The sequence below is a fragment of the Vibrio sp. M260112 genome (assembly GCF_036533775.1).
GTDB lineage: Bacteria > Pseudomonadota > Gammaproteobacteria > Enterobacterales > Vibrionaceae > Vibrio.
Window position 1 is genome coordinate 1 of the sequence record NZ_JATABH010000008.1, and the last position, 13424, is coordinate 13424.

General features: G+C 45.0%; 11 protein-coding genes. 5 read left to right on the forward strand and 6 right to left on the reverse strand.

What is annotated here, in order from left to right:
- Window positions 1-208: 208 nt before the first annotated feature.
- Window positions 209-1618 (reverse strand): glutamate--ammonia ligase, encoded by a 1410-nt coding sequence (gene glnA / locus QTN95_RS05525; protein WP_331416653.1) that lies wholly within the window; start codon window positions 1616-1618, stop codon window positions 209-211.
- Window positions 1619-2104: 486 nt separating this feature from the next.
- Between glnA and typA the strand changes: the two genes are divergently transcribed.
- A complete protein-coding gene (gene typA, locus QTN95_RS05530) occupies window positions 2105-3934 on the forward strand; it encodes a translational GTPase TypA (protein WP_269376950.1) in 1830 nt (609 codons plus the stop codon).
- A 58-nt stretch (window positions 3935-3992) separates the two neighbouring features.
- Here the strand turns inward: typA and QTN95_RS05535 are convergent, their stop codons facing one another.
- Entirely contained in the window at window positions 3993-4634 is a 642-nt protein-coding gene (locus QTN95_RS05535; protein WP_331416654.1) for a DUF2959 domain-containing protein, read from the reverse strand.
- 62 nt (window positions 4635-4696) lie between these two features.
- On the opposite strand from QTN95_RS05535, the gene QTN95_RS05540 reads away from it, so the two are divergent.
- From QTN95_RS05540 to QTN95_RS05550, 3 genes are read left to right on the forward strand one after another with little or no spacing between them, the layout of a single operon-like run.
- A complete protein-coding gene (locus QTN95_RS05540) occupies window positions 4697-5611 on the forward strand; it encodes a virulence factor BrkB family protein (RefSeq protein WP_331416655.1) in 915 nt (304 codons plus the stop codon).
- The gene (gene dtd, locus QTN95_RS05545; protein ID WP_331416656.1) at window positions 5583-6017 is read left to right on the forward strand and encodes a D-aminoacyl-tRNA deacylase; all 435 of its coding nucleotides are present in this window, start codon (window positions 5583-5585) and stop codon (window positions 6015-6017) included. The genes QTN95_RS05540 and dtd overlap by 29 nt, the downstream gene beginning before the upstream one ends.
- A gap of 51 nt (window positions 6018-6068) precedes the next feature.
- The gene (locus tag QTN95_RS05550) at window positions 6069-7004 is read left to right on the forward strand and encodes a bifunctional GNAT family N-acetyltransferase/hotdog fold thioesterase (protein ID WP_331416657.1); all 936 of its coding nucleotides are present in this window, start codon (window positions 6069-6071) and stop codon (window positions 7002-7004) included.
- Here the strand turns inward: QTN95_RS05550 and QTN95_RS05555 are convergent.
- The 4 genes from QTN95_RS05555 to hslR all read right to left on the reverse strand — a co-directional run bounded on the left by QTN95_RS05555 (window position 6962) and on the right by hslR (window position 12281).
- The gene (locus QTN95_RS05555; protein WP_331416658.1) at window positions 6962-8911 is read right to left on the reverse strand and encodes an AsmA family protein; all 1950 of its coding nucleotides are present in this window, start codon (window positions 8909-8911) and stop codon (window positions 6962-6964) included. The genes QTN95_RS05550 and QTN95_RS05555 overlap by 43 nt on opposite strands.
- A 113-nt stretch (window positions 8912-9024) precedes the next feature.
- On the reverse strand, window positions 9025-10653 hold the full coding sequence (gene pckA / locus QTN95_RS05560; protein ID WP_331416659.1) for a phosphoenolpyruvate carboxykinase (ATP): 1629 nt from the start codon (window positions 10651-10653) through the stop codon (window positions 9025-9027).
- Window positions 10654-10989: 336 nt separating this feature from the next.
- Entirely contained in the window at window positions 10990-11865 is an 876-nt protein-coding gene (gene hslO / locus QTN95_RS05565) for an Hsp33 family molecular chaperone HslO (RefSeq protein WP_331416660.1), read from the reverse strand.
- 29 nt (window positions 11866-11894) lie between these two features.
- Window positions 11895-12281, reverse strand: a complete 387-nt coding sequence (gene hslR / locus QTN95_RS05570; RefSeq protein ID WP_331416661.1) for a ribosome-associated heat shock protein Hsp15 — start codon at window positions 12279-12281, stop codon at window positions 11895-11897.
- A gap of 225 nt (window positions 12282-12506) precedes the next feature.
- Here hslR and gspC point away from each other — a divergent pair, with 225 nt between their 5' ends.
- Complete coding sequence (gspC, locus tag QTN95_RS05575; protein ID WP_331416662.1) at window positions 12507-13400, forward strand: type II secretion system protein GspC; 894 nt, start codon at window positions 12507-12509, stop codon at window positions 13398-13400.
- The last annotated feature ends 24 nt before the right edge of the window (window positions 13401-13424 follow it).

Consider the following 13424-nt stretch of genomic DNA (forward strand, 5'->3'; position numbering starts at 1 on the left):
AATGAACTACATACTCGATATGGCTGAGAGTTTTACGCTGCCAGAAAGGCGAGATAGGAGCTACCCAAGAGTGGTAAAAAGAAGGCCCAGTCGCTACGCGACTAGGCCTTCAAAAAGGTGTTAAATGCTTCTTAACTGACAAGCATTACGCCTAAAAGGCGAGCCTTAATAATGTTCATTGCAACCGTGTGTTGCGCACTAATGTCGATTATACAGAGTAGTACAGTTCGAACTCTAGTGGGTGAACAGCTGTGTTCACACGTTCAACATCAGCAGTTTTTAGTGCAATGTAAGAGTCGATAAAGTCATCAGAGAATACACCACCCGCAGTCAAGAACTCACGGTCTTCGTCAAGACACTCAAGTGCTTGTTTTAGTGACTCTGCAACCTTTGGAATCTCTGCAGCTTCTTCAGCTGGTAGATCGTAAAGGTCTTTATCCATTGCTTCACCTGGGTGAATCTTGTTCTTAATACCATCAAGACCAGCCATCAGCATTGCCGCAAATGCTAGGTATGGGTTTGCTGCTGGATCTGGGAAGCGAACTTCGATACGACGCGCTTTAGGGCTTGGTACCACTGGGATACGGATAGAAGCGCTGCGGTTACGAGCAGAGTAAGCTAGCATAACGGGAGCTTCGTAGTGAGGAACCAAACGCTTGTACGAGTTAGTCGATGGGTTTGTTAGAGCATTTAGCGCGCGAGCGTGCTTGATGATACCACCGATGTAGTAGATAGCCATTTCAGATAGGCCGCCGTACTTGTCGCCAGCGAATAGGTTAACGCCGTCTTTCGCTAGAGATTGGTGAACGTGCATACCAGAACCGTTATCACCTACAAGTGGCTTAGGCATGAATGTCGCTGTTTTGCCGAATGCGTGTGCAACGTTGTGTACAACGTACTTGTAGATTTGGATTTCGTCCGCTTTCGTTGTTAGCGTGTTAAAGCGAGTAGCGATTTCGTTCTGACCAGCCGTTGCAACTTCATGGTGGTGAGCTTCTACAACTAGGCCCATCTCTTCCATGATTAGACACATTGCTGAACGGATGTCTTGTGAAGAGTCAACAGGAGCAACTGGGAAGTAACCACCTTTAACGCCTGGACGGTGACCTTTGTTACCACCTTCGATGTCTGAACCAGTATTCCAAGCTGCTTCAACATCGTCGATTTTGAAGAAAGAGCCAGACATATCTGTTGAGAATTTTACATCATCAAATAGGAAGAACTCAGGCTCTGGACCAACGAGTACAGTATCAGCGATACCAGTAGAACGCATGTAGTCTTCTGCGCGTTTCGCGATAGAGCGTGGGTCGCGGTCATAACCTTGCATCGTTGCAGGTTCAAGGATGTCACAACGGATGTTTAGCGTTGCATCTTCTGTGAACGGGTCAAGAACCGCTGATGATGCGTCAGGCATCATTACCATGTCTGATTCGTTGATGCCTTTCCAGCCAGCAACAGAAGAACCATCGAACATCTTACCTTCTTCGAAGAAGTCTGCGTCGATTTGGTGAGCAGGGATTGAAATATGTTGCTCTTTACCTTTTGTATCTGTAAAGCGTAGGTCAACAAACTTAACTTCGTTTTCTTGGATCAGCGATAGAACGTTTTCTACTGACATCTTGGATAACCTCCAGTGTTATTAAAGCGGTTTAGCTCGATTCGTTTGAAATCCAGCATTGATTAATTTCTTTTCAATCGTATTAATCGATGCCGATTTAATTAAAGCCAAAACCGTGCCAAAAAAATTATTCCATTAATTTCAATGGTTTGGTTTGTTGATGTTTAACTTGGTGCAATAATTTGCACCAAAATGATCTGCTGTTGCACTGTTTTGGTGCTCTTTGGGTTTGTTGCACCAATAACAAACAAAATCGTGTTCCATTCAGCCCAGTTTTCCCTTCGATGTCAATCAGGACTTGGTCTTACGTTTGGTGATTTAGTGGTGGCTAGAAAAATATCTGTTGAAATGCAGCGAATCAGATCACATATTTCTGGGTTTTTCGCTAGAATCTGGTACATTATGGCCGTTTTTTTAATCAAGTAAGTGCGCTATCCAAAACTGAGTTTTTGTTAGCGGGCTTCTTCTATCGAGCGAATCAAATCCATGGCTACTCCACAGATTGATAAATTAAGAAATATCGCGATCATCGCGCACGTTGACCACGGTAAAACAACACTGGTTGATAAACTACTACAGCAATCAGGTACTTTAGAGTCTCGCGGTGAAGCTGAAGAGCGAGTCATGGACTCGAACGACATCGAAAAAGAGCGTGGTATTACCATTCTTGCTAAGAACACAGCGATTAACTGGAATGACTACCGTATCAACATCGTAGACACTCCGGGACACGCGGACTTCGGTGGTGAAGTAGAACGTATTATGTCGATGGTAGACTCAGTGCTACTTATCGTTGACGCAGTTGACGGCCCAATGCCTCAAACGCGTTTCGTAACACAAAAAGCATTTGCTCACGGTCTTAAGCCTATCGTTGTTATCAACAAGATTGACCGTCCTGGCGCTCGTCCTGATTGGGTTATGGACCAAGTGTTCGACCTATTCGACAACCTAGGTGCTACTGATGACCAGCTAGACTTTAAAGTGGTTTACGCATCAGCACTTAACGGTTGGGCAGCTCTAGAAGAGGGTGAAACTGGCGAGAACATGGAACCACTATTCCAAACTATCGTTGAAGAAGTAGCGGCACCAGAAGTTGACCTTGAAGGTCCACTACAGATGCAAGTTTCTCAGCTAGACTACAGCTCTTACGTTGGTGTTATCGGTGTTGCACGTGTAACACGTGGTAGCGTTAAACCTAACCAACAAGTAACGGTTATTGGTGCAGACGGTAAAACTCGTAACGGTAAAGTCGGTACAGTAATGGGCTACCTAGGCCTTGAGCGTCACGAAGTTGAGCAAGCTCATGCGGGCGATATCATCGCAATCACAGGTCTTGGCGAGCTGAAAATCTCTGACACTATCTGTGCTCAAAACCAAGTTGAAGCACTGCCGGCACTGTCTGTTGATGAACCAACAGTAACAATGACGTTCCAAGTAAACACGTCTCCGTTTGCAGGTAAAGAAGGTAAGTTCGTTACTTCACGTAACATTCTTGAGCGCCTAGAAAAAGAACTTGTCCACAACGTTGCACTGCGTGTTGAACAAACAGACGATCCAGACAAATTCCGCGTATCAGGTCGTGGCGAGCTTCACCTATCTATCCTGATCGAAAACATGCGTCGTGAAGGTTTCGAGCTAGCAGTATCTCGTCCAGAAGTTATCATTAAAGAAGAAAACGGTCAGCTAATGGAACCGTTTGAAACCGTAACTATCGACGTGATGGAAGAGCATCAGGGCGGTATCATGGAAAACATCGGCCTACGTAAAGGTGAGCTGAAAGACATGTCTCCTGATGGTAAAGGTCGTATCCGTATGGATTTCGTTATGCCATCTCGTGGTCTAATTGGTTTCCAAACAGAATTTATGACTCTAACTTCAGGTTCTGGTCTTCTTTACCATACGTTTGATCACTACGGCCCACACAAAGGCGGTAATATCGGTCAACGTATCAACGGTGTGTTGATTGCTAACGCAGCGGGTAAAGCGCTAACTAACGCACTATTTAACCTTCAAGAGCGTGGTCGCTTATTCATTGGTCACGGTGTAGAAGTGTACGAAGGCATGGTTATCGGTATTCACAGCCGTGATAACGATCTGACGGTAAACGCACTTAAAGGTAAGCAGCTAACTAACGTTCGTGCATCTGGTACTGATGACGCACAGGTTCTTACTCCGCCAATCATCATGACACTAGAGCAAGCTCTAGAATTTATCGATGACGACGAGTTAGTAGAAGTTACTCCTGAAAGCATCCGTGTACGTAAGAAATTCCTAACGGAAAGCGATCGTAAGCGTGCTTCTCGTGCAGCTAAGTAATCTGTAACGGATTAGATTGAATAAGCCCTGAGCGATGCTCGGGGCTTTTTTTTATCCGTTATTTTTGGTTTAGTTTCTGTAGGAACTTATCTGATTCAGCAATGGCTGCGTTCATTTGTTTAATTGCGTATTGAATATCTTGCTCTAAGCTTGTGAACTCACCTTGCAGTGCGCCAATGGCACTCGCGTTGAGGTTATGTTTTAAGTAGAGAGTGTTGTCACGCAGTGTATTAAGCACTGGTGTCATCTTATCTTCAGCACGTTTCATCGCCGACAGCATTGTGTTGTATGAGCGTTGAGTCTCTTTTAATTTTTGCTCACTGGCGTGACGGAGCTTGCTGCTAGTGTAGAGTTCGAGCTCGCTTTGCCACTCTGCAAATAAGGCATCAGAAACATCTTCAATGGCCGCAATTCGATCACTCACTTCTTGTGCCGCTTTCTCGCTATCTTGATACTTGTCATTGATTTGGTTGTACACCGTTTCCAGTTCACCACCATCAAAGTGAGTTAAAGCCGAGAGAGCTTCCAAAGCGCTGGTAAATTCTTGTTGGGCATCTTGTTGTGATTCTTTTGCATCTTCGACACGATCCACCATGATGTCGCGTTTGTGGTAGCCTACTTGTTCCATTGCAGAGTAATAGGCTGATTGACATCCTGTTAAGGTAAAAATCGACAATACAATCGCCAGTAAGTACGGCATGATGGGTTCCTTTCCTTTAGAATTAGAACGTTAGGATGACTGAGTTAGTTGGGAGATACAAGTTGAAAATCGAGCCATTGATTAAGCAAGCGGTGTTGTTTGTACGCTATCTGCTGACCCGTATGGGACATGATAGAGTCAATGTGAATGCGGGATATCTTGCTTACATTACCTTGTTATCTATCGTACCAATGTTGACCGTATTGCTTTCTGTTCTTTCGTCTTTTGCGATATTTGAAAATGCCGGTGACGCGATGCAAGACTTTGTTATTACCCACTTTGTGCCTGCGGCTGGAGATGCAGTAAAGGGGGCGTTGCTGGAGTTTGTAGCCAACACTGGCAAGATGAGTGCAGTGGGTGGTGTTTTTCTTTTTGTTGCTGCGTTGATGTTGATTTCAAATATCGATAAGAACCTTAACTACATTTGGCGAGTTAAACAAAAGCGCCGTGCAGTCTTTTCCTTTTCGATGTATTGGATGGTACTGACCCTTGGGCCCATTCTCGTTGGGGCGAGTATAGCCGCGACGTCTTACGTTACGTCTTTGAAAATTATCGAAAGTGAAGCCATCTCAGGGATTTATGATCTACTGCTGCGTTGGTTGCCGTTTCTGTTATCTTTCTTCGCGTTTGTTGGTTTGTACCTTTTGGTACCGAATAAAAAAGTTCGCACTTCCCATGCTATGGTGGGGGCAATTGTCGCGGCACTGCTGTTTGAAGCAAGTAAAAAAGGCTTCGCGGCCTATATCACTCAGTTTCCCTCGTACCAGCTGATCTATGGTGCGTTAGCGGCTATTCCTATTCTGTTTGTTTGGGTGTATCTGTGCTGGCTTATTGTACTCGTTGGTGCCGAAGTTACCGCTGCTCTGGGAGAAAGAGAGCAGTGGAGCGAGCCCAAAGAAGTGGTACACTCAACAAAAATTCAAGTTAAACCGTCAGAAGGAAAGCACAGTGATAGCCCTGATCCAAAGAGTGAGTGAAGCAGCCGTACGCGTAGATGGTGAAGTGGTTGGAGAGATAGACAAAGGTCTGCTTGTGCTGCTAGGGGTAGAAAAAGACGATGATGAAGCAAAGGCGAAGCGACTAATGGAGCGTGTGACGACTTATCGTGTTTTTGGTGATGATGAAGACAAAATGAACCTCAACGTCCAACAAGTTGAAGGTAAAGTTTTGGTGGTCTCTCAGTTCACTCTTCCGGCTGACACAAAAAAGGGCACTCGAGCGGGATTTTCTAGAGGTGCTCATCCTATGGAAGCTGAGCGCTTATATGAGTACTTTGCTGATCGATGCGCAGAGGTTCTTCCTACGGAACGCGGACGTTTTGCTGCTGATATGAAGGTGTCTTTGGTCAATGACGGCCCAGTCACCTTCTGGTTACAAGTATAATTATAAGAAATAGTGGGGAGACACTATCTGTCTCCATAAAAAAGGATTTTTATGTTTAAGCTGATCACGCCAAAAACAGAGAACCAACTCAATAAGTATTATCACTTTCGTTGGCAGATGCTAAGAGAGCCTTGGCGCATGCCGATTGGCTCAGAGCGTGATGAATACGATCCCATGAGCCATCACCGTATGATAGTTGATGGACGCGGCTTACCTATGGCGATTGGCCGTCTTTACATAACCCCAGATAGCGAAGGTCAGATTCGCTATATGGCGGTAAAAGGTAATCGACGCAGTAAGGGGATGGGTTCATTAGTCCTCGTTGCTCTAGAGTCGTTAGCACGCCAGGAAGGTGCCAAACGACTGGTTTGTAATGCCCGAGAAGATGCCATTTCGTTTTATGAGAAGAATGGATTTGAACGACGTGGTGAGTTGACCGATGAGCGTGGACCTGTTCGTCACCAACAAATGGTGAAGCAACTCGATCCGATGGCTAATGTATTGCGTAAGCCAGAATGGTGTACAGAGTTGCAAGAGCGCTGGGAGAATCAGATTCCTATTAGTGACAAAATGGGTATCAAAATCAACCAATACACAGGCTATCAGTTTGAGTGTAGTGCGCAGCTAAATCCGAACTTAAACCCTCACAATACGATGTTTGCTGGCTCGGCTTTTACTCTCGCCACCTTAACTGGCTGGGGGCTCACCTGGTTGCTAATGAAAGAGCGTAACCTCACTGGGGATATTGTATTGGCTGACAGCCAAATTCGTTATCGTCATCCAGTCACGCAGAACCCCGTTGCATCTACGTCCCTTGATGGCATTAGTGGTGACTTAGACCGACTGGCTTCTGGTCGCAAAGCACGTATTGTGATTCACGTGACCATCTACAGTGGAGACAAAGCTGCGGTGGACTTTGTGGGTACCTACATGCTGCTACCGAACTACAAAGCTGTGCTGGGCCCTGCTTCCAAATCAAAGTCATGACTATCGATGGCCTTCGGCAGCGGAGGCTCCTTGTCGCTACAGGTTTGTTTAATCACATTCGCTTTACCTAGAACATCAGACCAAAGCTCTTGGCATTTCTGTTCAGCTTTCAGTAACAAAGTAGCAAATTCAGGTTTGGTGAGATCGACTTCACCCGCTATTTGAGCGTTGTCATTTCTTCCCGCAATCACCATGCGTCCTCTGTCAGCGCGAAGCGTGATCTCGCTGAGCTCTAATGTTTGTTGGTAGTTTTTTTCACCATCAAGGCTGACCGCATCTAGCTGAGTTTGATGTAGTTGAGCGAGAATATGCCCCGATAGGCTATGAGATAGCATCGAGTAGTCACCAGATAACCCTTTAAGTTCGACTTCTGCTTCTGCCAATCCTGATAGCGAGAACGGCATTCGTTGCTGCAGAAGATAGTGGTCTAATGGAAGTCCATCGGCATGTACCGAGAGTGACCAAGGAGCGCTAACAGAGCCTCTGTCCCAAATCCCTGACGCTTCGATATAGCCTTGCTCTAAAGGAATAAACGCACGCTCAAGGGTGGCTAGATTGTTCTCTGCGTGTGCTTTTACGTGTGCCTGAGTGGCGATCAGTTTGTCGATGCTTGCCGCGTTAGCGCTGATGTCTAAGTCTCCTGACAACAGTCCTGCTTTGTTTTCGTCGATTAATGTTAGTTGCGAACCGGTCACGTTTAGCCCAGAAACTTGCCAGTATGGGCGTTTTTCTACCTGAATAAATTGGCTGTTCTCAACCTTAAGGGTTTCGATGGTTAACTTATTGAGGTTGACCACCATTTCGGTAAAGGCTGGGATGGCCAGTTCGGTTTGCTCCAGCCACTTTATACCTACGATCTTGAGTTGCTTCAAAGATACTTGTTTAGGGCTGATCGTCCCCTGTAACTGAACTCTCCCTTGTTTAAAATCTGCGTCAAACTCTTCAATCGTGACTTGTTGTGGTGCAAATGCCAATCTCGTTCTAGGGGAGAAGAGTTGTACTTGTTGATTACTGATACTTTCAGCATCAAAAGAGACATATCCACTTTGATGCTGCCACAGTGAATCATTGAGTGAGAGGTTTTCTAGCGACGCGTCAAGTTGTTCGAAGCGCCAGTGACCATAGTTAAATGAACTACTGAGTATATCGAGGCTATTAATGTGATTGATCGGCAAGCTAAGGTTATTTAAGGTCGTGACCAGTTGCTCAACTTGCTCGCTTTCTGGCAAAGAGAGCTTGTCGATGGTGACATTAACTAACGACCAACCTTGGGAATACTGCTCTGCTTGCCCAGAAAAAACGGCGCCCCGCCAGTTAAATGAGCCACCAAAAATCGTACTATCTTCTTCCTGATAACGCATATCGATCAGCAAGTTATTCAGCGCCTCGCCTTGCATATAGAGCTGTTCAGCCGAAAGTTGAATATCACCGTAAGGTAAGGATTGGCTGTTGGTAACCCAACGAGGCTGTTCGATTTGCAGATTGACGCCGCGAGCTGACCATCTTGGTGCACTAATGTCGACATGTTTCAACGCGAGCTGGTGGACGTATACATCACCAATGAGTTCTGCATGCATTGCCTCAAGATTAATTGTGGCACCTTCTATTAGGATCGAGTCGAAGGAAAGTTTGTTCTGTTGCCACGGTATTTGGCTAAGCCAAAGCGTCACTGCTGGCAGCATGATGGCACGTTGAGAAGATTGAATTTCAACATCACTGAGTTTGAGTTGAAAGGGGGCCGTATATTGCACGCCAGAAGTGGTTATTGAGTAGGGAGTAAGCTTGCTGATTAGTAAGTTGACCGCTTTAGGAGCGTATTGTGATTGCATCACGATATAAAGCGTCAAAATAGACAGAGTGGCAATACTGACAAGCAGGATACTCAGCAGCAACAGTGCTTTTTTCACGATGAATCACTTCCCTTAATGATTAGTGATACTAGCTTGGAACAAATTTTGGTTTCAGGCAACAAAAAGCCCCTCAAATGAGGGGCTTAGATAGACAAATAGTAAATAGGACACTAATCGAGCTGAGGACCAGCGGCGACAAGAGCCTTACCTTCATCATTATCAGTGTACTTATCAAAGTTATTGATAAAGCGAGTAGCCAGATCTTTTGCTTTGCTTTCCCATTGCAGTGGATCTGTGTAGGTATCACGAGGATCTAGGATGCCAGGGTCAACATCGTGAAGCGCTGTTGGTACTTCAAGGTTGAAGATTGGGATGTGCTTCGTCTCAGCGTGTTCAATTGAACCGTCTAGAATCGCGTCAATGATGCCACGAGTATCCTGAATCGAAATACGTTTGCCAGTACCGTTCCAACCAGTGTTCACTAGGTAAGCTTCAGCGCCTGCCGCTTCCATACGTTTCACTAGAACTTCTGCATATTTGGTTGGGTGTAGCGTTAGGAATGCTGCACCGAAACAAGCAGAGAATGTTGGTGTAGGTTCAGTGATGCCACGCTCTGTACCTGCTAGCTTAGCGGTAAAGCCTGATAGGAAGTGGTACTTAGTCTGCTCTGGAGTCAGTTTTGATACCGGAGGAAGAACACCAAACGCATCCGCAGATAGGAAGATAACTTTGTTTGCGTGGCCGCCTTTTGAAATTGGCTTAACGATGTTTTCGATATGTTCAATTGGGTAAGAAACGCGAGTGTTTTCAGTTTTTGAACCGTCATCAAAGTCGATTGAGCCATCCGAGCGCACTGTTACGTTTTCTAGAAGAGCGTCACGACGGATTGCATTGTAGATATCTGGTTCTGCTTCTTTAGATAGCTTGATGGTTTTTGCGTAACAACCGCCTTCAAAGTTGAAGACACCATCGTTATCCCATCCGTGTTCGTCATCACCGATCAGTGCACGCTTCGGATCGGTGGATAGGGTTGTTTTACCTGTGCCAGATAGACCAAAGAAAATCGCAACATCGCCGTCTTTGCCCATGTTGGCGCTACAGTGCATCGATGCAATGTCTTGTAGCGGAAGGAAGTAGTTCATCATCGCAAACATGCCTTTCTTCATCTCGCCGCCGTACCAAGTACCGCCGATAAGCTGCATGCGCTCTGTGAGGTTGAATACTGTGAAGTTTTCAGAGTTGAGGCCGTGTTCTTGCCACTTCTGGTTGGTACATTTTGCACCGTTCATGACAACGAAGTCTGGCTCAAAAGTTGCGAGCTCTTCTTCGCTTGGACGAATGAACATGTTTTTCACAAAGTGCGCTTGCCACGCCACTTCTGTAATAACGCGAATACTTAAACGCGTGTCTGGGTTAGCACCACAGTAACCATCGATAACGAATACTCGTTTACCAGAAAGCTGGCTAGTCACAAGCTCTTTTAAATCATTCCAAACAGCCTGGTCGATTGGTTTGTTATCATTTTTTACTGAATCTGAAGTCCACCACATATGTTCTTCAGTTGTCGCATCTTTGACGATGTATTTATCTTTTGGTGAGCGGCCGGTAAAAATACCAGTATCAACAGCGACAGCACCTAATTCGGTGACTACGCCTTTTTCATAGCCTTCCAGATCAGCGCGAGTTTCTTCTTCGAACAACACTTCATAACTAGGGTTACGAATAACCTCCTTTACGTTTTGAAGCCCGTGTTTGGTAAGATCAATTGTTGCAGCCTTTGTATGTTCCATAACGGTCATAGGTGCTCCTTATCGGAATATTTGTAGGGATTTTGTAATAATTTTTTAATTTTTGTCTGCTCACCATGCTAGCAATGGGCCTCAGATAAAACAGGGATATAGCTCAAAAAATATCCGCAATTTTATTGGGGTTTTAAGCGACACATCACATATTGGTAGAGCTAGTTTATCGTGTGCGCAAAGCTTTGCGCTAGAGCAAAGTCATTATTAATTGTCTAAAATTAACAGGTTAATTTATTACGGCGAAGGTTAGGTGTAGCGAGGTTTTGATCACAAAAAGGCCAGCGAGTGCTGGCCTTTTGAAGGGTAAATTACAGACTTGATAAGTCGTAAGAATTAATGCAGCGTTTTGTTACCAGAATTTGCTTGATTAAATAGCTCTGATACTTCTGCTTCGTCGAACGAATAGTTCGTGCCGCAGTAATCACAATGTAAAGAAATTGACCCAATCTCTGCCAAAATGTCATTTATTTCCGTACGCTCAACAGTAAGAATTGCTGCGCCGCTACGTTCACGAGAACAACCACAGAAGAACTCAACCGGCTGAGGTTCGAACACGCGAACTTTCTCTTGGTTGTAGAGACGGTATAGAAGCTCATTTGCTTCTAAGCTAAATAGCTCTTCATCTTTAACTGTGTTGGTTAGTTGCTCTAGGTGCTCGAAATCATCCGGCGTACCAGTACCATCTGGCATAACTTGGATTAGCATACCTGCCGCATGCGCCTTGCCTTCATATTCACCAGTACGTAGCCATAGGCGAGTTTTTAGCTGCTCAGAGTTGGCAAAGTACGTTTCTAGAATCTCAGATAAGTTTTCGCCTTCAAGACCAACAATACCTTGGTAGCGTTCACCTTTCTTAGGATCGATAGTGATCACTAAGTGACCTTTACCCATCAGGTCATGAATCGTTGCATCGTCAGCGATGTCGCCTTCAAAACGTGCAACACCACGAATCTTCTGATCGTGATCGCCATTGATGACGGCAAGCGATACAGGACCGTCACCCTGAAGTTGCATTGTAATTGAGCCTTCAAACTTCAGAGTTGCTGTCAAAAGTGTTGTTGAAACCAATAGCTCGCCTAGCAACTTCTGAATGGGTGCTGGGTATTCCTTGCTAGAAATAATACGTTGGTAAGCTTCATCCAATTGTACCAACTCGCCACGAACAGAAAGGTCTTCAAATAAGTAGCGGTTTAAAACATTGCTTGCCATGTGGCGTTTCCTCGTAAATCTGGTTGAGCTTATTGGTGCTTAAATTTAATGATGTCGCGGCGCTGTTTTTTATCTGGACGACGCTCTGGGCTTGGATTGTGAGCATGAAGTCTGCGACGTGTCGCGTTTTCTTCGCGCTTACTAATACTCTCAACGGTCTCGGAATAGAGCAGTTGAGCTTCGGGAGCTCCACGGCGTTGATCTGAGATTTGCTCAATAACCACGGTTTTCTCTTCTTGGCCCTGCCTTAAAGTGATGATCGCCCCGAGTTCAACAGCTTTGCTAGGTTTACTGCGTTGCCCATTATAATGGACTTTGCCACCATCGACCATATTTCGAGCGATGGAGCGAGTTTTATAAAAGCGCGCAGCCCATAGCCATTTGTCGAGCCTTACCGCTTCGGTTTGGGAACCCATGGTGATTTTTACCCTCTAAGGTGAATATTATTGATGCCCTGTTACATGCACTAACAATGGTGACGAGTGTAGGTTTTTTCAAGCAAGATCATAAAAATTGGCATAGTCTGTCGTGACAATATAAGAGTTTGTTATGTTTGGATGTTGCTTGTTTTGATACAATTCAACGCTATTTATCTGATAAATTACGGTAAATTCACCTAACCCAGCAAAGAAGGAACTTGAGTGAAGCACAACAGCATGAATACGCTAATGAAGTTAGGTGAAGCATTTAAGCAACAGCAAGTACAGCAAAGAGTAAGCTTTGCTGTCATGTTCATATTGCTAGCAGTCACAGCATGGATAGCAGGACAAATGATTTGGCAACCATGGAGCATACCGAGCGTATCCAAATGGCAGCCTTCTAACGTGGCGAGACAAGAAACGACCAGTTCGTCACAAATAGACCTATCTAACCTGCAAAATAGCCATCTATTTGGCCAATATCAGAGCAATGCGCCAGTGATTGAGCAACCCAAGGTTCAAGCTGCACCTAAGAGTCGTCTTAATTTGGTATTGGTTGGTGTTGTAACCAGTTCTGTTCCAGAGAAGAGCTTGGCGGTTATCGCGAATAAAGGTACGCAAGCAACCTACGGTTTGAATGAAATGATTGAAGGGACGCGAGCAAAACTGATTCAGGTGCAGCAAGACCGTGTGATTATTGATAATTCAGGTCGAAACGAAACCATCATGCTTGAGGGATTGAAGTTCACAAAGCCAGCCCCTCAGGTAATAGAAAGCAGTAGCAAACAAATAGTATCGAATGCATCTCAAGATACCTTGGATCAGATACGCGAAGAGATTCGTAACGACGCAAAAATACTCTTTGAATACGTACGAATGTCGCAAGTAAAGCGAGATGAAGAGGTGGTCGGGTATCGATTGTCCCCAGGTAAAGATAAAGCTCTCTTTGAAACTATTGGATTACAAGCAGGTGATATTGCTACGGCGATCAACGGACTTGATTTAAAAGACTCAGCGTCAATGGGTGAAGTTTGGCAAAACTTGTCGCAGGTGAATGAAGTGACTTTGACTGTTGAACGCGATGGCCAGTTATTTGAGATATACATTGAATTATAAGATGGACGTCGTGACGTCCTCGCG